General features: G+C 65.4%; 6 protein-coding genes. 5 read left to right on the top strand and 1 reads right to left on the bottom strand.

The window, feature by feature from the left end; genetic code table 11:
- Positions 1–45: 45 nt before the first annotated feature.
- On the bottom strand, positions 46–873 hold the full coding sequence (locus HMPREF9440_RS10345) for a LexA family protein (RefSeq protein ID WP_008540818.1): 828 nt from the start codon (positions 871–873) through the stop codon (positions 46–48).
- A 440-nt stretch (positions 874–1,313) separates the two neighbouring features.
- Between HMPREF9440_RS10345 and HMPREF9440_RS01525 the strand changes: the two genes are divergently transcribed.
- The 5 genes from HMPREF9440_RS01525 to HMPREF9440_RS01545 all read left to right on the top strand — a co-directional run bounded on the left by HMPREF9440_RS01525 (position 1,314) and on the right by HMPREF9440_RS01545 (position 4,175).
- On the top strand, positions 1,314–1,982 hold the full coding sequence (locus tag HMPREF9440_RS01525) for a HyaD/HybD family hydrogenase maturation endopeptidase (RefSeq protein WP_040763196.1): 669 nt from the start codon (positions 1,314–1,316) through the stop codon (positions 1,980–1,982).
- A 141-nt stretch (positions 1,983–2,123) separates the two neighbouring features.
- Complete coding sequence (locus tag HMPREF9440_RS01530; RefSeq protein WP_008540824.1) at positions 2,124–2,492, top strand: HypC/HybG/HupF family hydrogenase formation chaperone; 369 nt, start codon at positions 2,124–2,126, stop codon at positions 2,490–2,492.
- Positions 2,489–2,941, top strand: a complete 453-nt coding sequence (locus tag HMPREF9440_RS01535; RefSeq protein ID WP_008540826.1) for a thioredoxin domain-containing protein — start codon at positions 2,489–2,491, stop codon at positions 2,939–2,941. The genes HMPREF9440_RS01530 and HMPREF9440_RS01535 overlap by 4 nt, the downstream gene beginning before the upstream one ends.
- 79 nt (positions 2,942–3,020) lie before the next feature.
- Positions 3,021–3,854 carry a hydrogenase expression/formation C-terminal domain-containing protein gene (locus HMPREF9440_RS01540; RefSeq protein ID WP_008540827.1) on the top strand — a complete coding sequence of 278 codons (834 nt, stop codon included), beginning with the start codon at positions 3,021–3,023 and terminating at the stop codon, positions 3,852–3,854.
- Positions 3,855–3,914: 60 nt separating this feature from the next.
- On the top strand, positions 3,915–4,175 hold the full coding sequence (locus HMPREF9440_RS01545; RefSeq protein ID WP_008540828.1) for a rubredoxin: 261 nt from the start codon (positions 3,915–3,917) through the stop codon (positions 4,173–4,175).
- Positions 4,176–4,417: the final 242 nt, after the last annotated feature.

The following is a 4,417-nucleotide window of genomic DNA, read 5'->3' on the forward strand; positions in this document are numbered from 1 at the left end:
CCTCCCGGGGCGGCTGAAAGCCGCCCCGGAGAGACGTTTCAACGGTTATTCCGAGAACCGCGAACGGCGCAGCGTCCTCGGACGGCGGTGGAAGCGTCGGCCGAGGCTCACCACGACGCCTTCGATCCAGAAGTTCTCGAGGTCCTTCGGGATGATGACCGGGTAGTTTTCGTTCGCGTTGTAGGGGTGAAGCTTCGGGACCTTGTCGGTGAGGTCGATTTCCTTCACGGTGTAGTTCCCGTCGACGAACGCGAGCACGATGTCCCCGGTGCGGGCCTCCGCGGCGCGGTCGACGAAGAGGATGTCGCCGTCGTAGATCCCGTAGTCGATCATCGAGTCGCCGCGCGCGGTGATCGCGAACGTGGCGCTCGGGTGGTTGAGGAAGTAGTCGTTCAGGTTCAGCGAATCCTGCGCGTAGTCGAGCGCGGGCGAGGGGAAGCCGCAGGACGCCAACGCCTCCCAGCGTTCGATCGACTCGATCGCGGGCTCGATCAACTGGGGCGAGAGAAGCTCGTTCGCCTCCTTGCGGCCCGGATAGTTCTTCTGGTTCATCACCAGTTCGGCGTAGGGCTGCAGGATGCGGCGGATGTACATGCTCCCCGCGCCCTTGCAGAATTCGAGCAGGTCCGCGCTGCAGCGGAAGCGCACGACCGAGCGCATCGCGGGCTGGTAGTTGCCGTCCTCGTCGCGGAGGTAGGGCGAGTGGCGGCGCACGACGTCGGGGTGCGAACGCGGGCCCGAGGGGTGGTAGCCCTTTTTGCCGGTGCTCTCCGCAGCTTCTGCGGCTTCAGCGGCTTCAACGGATTCGGGGGTTTTTTGAGCGGTCTGTCCGGCGTCGTTCCCGGCGGCCGGTTTGGTCTTCTTGGTGGGCATGGCGATGCTCCGCGGTGGGTGTCGGGTGCGTTGTGGTCCTTCCTCACGGAAAGCCTGCGCTTTTCGCGCAGAACGCTTCTCCTCATTGTGCCACGAATGTGTGGCTCACGGAAGGATGTCGGGAGGCGGCGGGAGGTGGAGCCCCTCCGGAACCGCTTGAGAGGCGTCCCTCGAAACTGTCCGGGACGAAGAAGCAACGGGGCGTGACGGGGCGCGCCGACGGGGTGGCCGAACGCGTGAAAGCGCCTGCGGAAAACCCGCCCGACGTCGTGAAAAGGCGGCTATTCACCCCATCCGGGAGAGTGTCCCGCGGGTCGACACCTTTCCGCGGATTAAGCCGAACGGAGGAAGTTTCCCAATCCTCTTGGGGATGGCGGGGGCGCAAGCGAAACCGCATAATGGAAGGCATCAAAAGAGACCCCCTCGCAACGGAGAACAGAGTGAACGCAGAGCAAGGCAGCTGGTCGCGTGACGTGCTCGTCATCGGGATCGGGAACATTCTTTGGGCGGACGAAGGCTTCGGGCCGCGCGCGGCGTCGTGCTTCCACAAGCGCTTCCGGGACGTGCCCGGCGTCGACGTGATGGACGGCGGCACGCTCGGGAACTACCTCATCAACGAGATCACGTCGAGCCGGCGGATCCTCGTCTTCGACTGCTGCGACTTCAAGAGCGAACCGGGCACTTTCCGCGTGCTCTCGGGCGAGGAAGTCTCGCTCTGGCGCTCCACCAAGATTTCTCCCCACCAGACGGGTTTGAACGACCTCCTCGCGATGGCCGAGATGATGGGGTCCACCCCGGAGTCCCTCGTCGTCGTGGGCGTGCAGCCCGAAGTCCTGGACGACTACGGCGGGAGCCTTTCGGCCACGTGCCGCGCGCGTCTTGCGGACGCCATGGACGCGGCCGCGAAGGTGATGGCCGACTGGGGGTATCAGCTCGAAGAACGTACTGAAGAAGAGCGCGCGGCGCTCCCGCCGCTTGCCTGGGACGAGCTCGAGATGGACGCGTACGAAGCGGGCCGCCCCTCGGACGACGACGCCTGCCGCGCAGGCGACGAGCGCTTCATGCGCCGCGTCGCCGGCCACCGCGAGAATCCCTTCGAAGATCTTTGAGGTCTGAAGGGAACCGCAGGACGCGACAACGAACGGATTTGAAGGTGCGGACGCCGGTGGTGCCGGTGAACCGGAAAGCACCCCGGCGTTCCGCCCGTTTTTTGAAGAAGAACAGTTTCACGATTGGGAGGTGACGGACGCATGTGCATCGCTCTACCGATGCGGGTCGTCGAATCGGACGGCTTCACCGCACTTTGCGAACGCGCGGGCCGCACGCGCCGCGTCAACACGATGCTGGTGGGCGAGGTCCCGCCCGGCACGATTCTCTCCGTCTTCATCGATCAGGCGCTGCGCACCATGACGGAAGAGGAAGCCGAAGAGACCGATCGGGCGTTGGGCGCCCTCGCAGACGTGATGAGCGGGTTGGATGCGCCTGCGGGCACCGTCTTCACGCAGGAGGACGCCGACCGCGCCGTCGCGACGGGCTTTCCCGATCTCAACGACCCGGACCACGGGTTGCCCGAACATTTGAAGGCCCAGCTGAGGGCGCAGAAGGAGAACCGCGCATGAGCCGCTTTACGAAGGTCGTCGTCATCGATCCCGCCACCCATCCCGGATTCGTGCGCATGCGCGAGAAGGAAGGGTTCACCGAATTCGGCGAAGCCGAGGTCGACGCCATGGTGAAGGCGCCGGGTCTGAAGTTCGTCGTCTTCGCGGACGATCCGAACAAGCAGAAGGAAACGCTCGACATCGTCGTGATCGCCCCGGAAGTGAAGAAGACGCTCCCGCAGGTCGAGAGCGCCTGGGTGACCGACACGGCCGTGGGCCGGGCGTTGGCCGCCCGCTGGGGGATGCGAAAGCTCCCGGCCGTCGCGCTCTTCCGCGGGGAAGCGTTCTTGGGCGCCGTCGAAGGCCTCTCCGACTGGGGCGCCTACGAAGCGGGGTTGGCCGAAATCGCCTCCCGCACGGCCCCGCAGAAGCGCACGATCGCGGTGCTCACGAAGCAGGCGGAAGACTGAGCCCGAAGCCGCCTGTCTTCACGCACCCACCCACAGGACACGAATTCAGAAATACCGAAACTTCAAGGAGAAACCCCCTATGGCCTCGGAATGGATGGTGAACGCCGAACGATGGAACGCCGTCGACAAGCTTCCGCCCGACGTGGCGCGCCGGGCGGCGCAGCAGACCGTGACGTTCCTCGAAACGGTCCGCGACCTCGCGCAGGCGTACCTCGAGGGCCCCGATGAGAAGGAACCGCTCCACCACGTCTGGGACTTTTCCGAAATGGACGGCGCGACGCTCGACTTCCTGCTCGCGACGATCGGCGAAGGCGAAGTGCGCATCACGCTCTGCGGCGGCGAGGCGAAGGTGGGCGACACGGGCGTCCCGGGGCTCTGGCGCGTGGAAAACGGCAAAGCGGGCGCCGGTTCGTTCGTTTTGGCGCGCCTTCCGCGCTGCGTGACGGTCTTGGCGAACACAGGTCTTGACGCTGTCCCTGACGTCGTCAACCGCGGCCCGGACGTCTTCGCCGCCCCGGCGATCATCGAAGAGCTCCGCCACCAGATCCGGGAGGCGGACTTCAGCGTGATGCCCGAAGACCCGGTCTTCGCGATCGAATTGACGCGCCAGCCGATGTCGCCCGGCGACCGCACGGCGCTCTATTCCACGCTCGGGCGCGGGAAGGTCGACGTGGAGCTTCGCGGCTTTTCCGACTCCCGCATCCAGCAGACCGCGATCCGGGGCTTGTGGCACAGCACGATCACGAACAACATCGGGAAGACCCTGATGGAGAGCTACGTCGTCGCGCAGATTCCGCCTGAAGTGCCGATCGCGAACGAAGAGTTCAAGGACACCGTGACGAAGTGTGGGGAACTGATCGACTGGGTCTCGCAGGACCTGGAGCGCGGGGTCTTCGGCGGGACGACGGCGTAAGCCGGGCCCGCAGGCCGCACTGACACTTCATCAACCCACCCGAAGGAATAAACGACAAGAATGACGGAAGCCAAGGAACCCCGTTTTTCGACGAGCGCCGAAGTCGAGGCGATGCTGGAGCAGACCCGGAACGCCCGCATCGGGGACGACACCCGCATGCAGTGCAAGGTCTGCTGGCACGTCTACGACCCGGAAGAAGGCTGCCCCGAGCAGGGGATCGACCCGGGGACGCCGTTCTCGGCGCTGCCCGACTACTTCGTCTGCCCGGACTGCGGGCACCCGAAGGACGCGTTTCTGCCGTTCGATGAAACGATTGGGTGAGCGGCTGAACGCTTGAACGTCTCACACGCCCGTCGGGGATGAGTCCCTTCGAAGGCGCCGTCTTGGTCTTTTGACCGGGGCGGCGCCTTTTTCATGGGAATCTGATTCCGTGGCCCGGCTCCCATTGCTTCCTCACGCGCGCCCGCGCGGCGAACGGCTGTGCCGCAAAGCCCCGTCAGGCCCTCAACGCCGACCCTCCGGAAGAAGAACAGCCTTCCGGGTACCGTCCGCCTTGCCTTCTG

The sequence above is a fragment of the Sutterella parvirubra YIT 11816 genome, assembly GCF_000250875.1.
GTDB classification, from domain to species: domain Bacteria; phylum Pseudomonadota; class Gammaproteobacteria; order Burkholderiales; family Burkholderiaceae_F; genus Sutterella; species Sutterella parvirubra.

Excerpts from the sequence above, each read along its gene's own strand:
- HMPREF9440_RS10345 (WP_008540818.1), bottom strand. The coding sequence starts at position 873 with ATGCCCACCAAGAAGACCAAACCGGCCGCCGGGAACGACGCCGGACAG.
- HMPREF9440_RS01540 (WP_008540827.1), top strand. The coding sequence starts at position 3,021 with ATGGCCTCGGAATGGATGGTGAACGCCGAACGATGGAACGCCGTCGAC.
- HMPREF9440_RS01535 (WP_008540826.1), top strand. The coding sequence starts at position 2,489 with ATGAGCCGCTTTACGAAGGTCGTCGTCATCGATCCCGCCACCCATCCC.
- HMPREF9440_RS01530 (WP_008540824.1), top strand. The coding sequence starts at position 2,124 with ATGTGCATCGCTCTACCGATGCGGGTCGTCGAATCGGACGGCTTCACC.
- HMPREF9440_RS01545 (WP_008540828.1), top strand. The coding sequence starts at position 3,915 with ATGACGGAAGCCAAGGAACCCCGTTTTTCGACGAGCGCCGAAGTCGAG.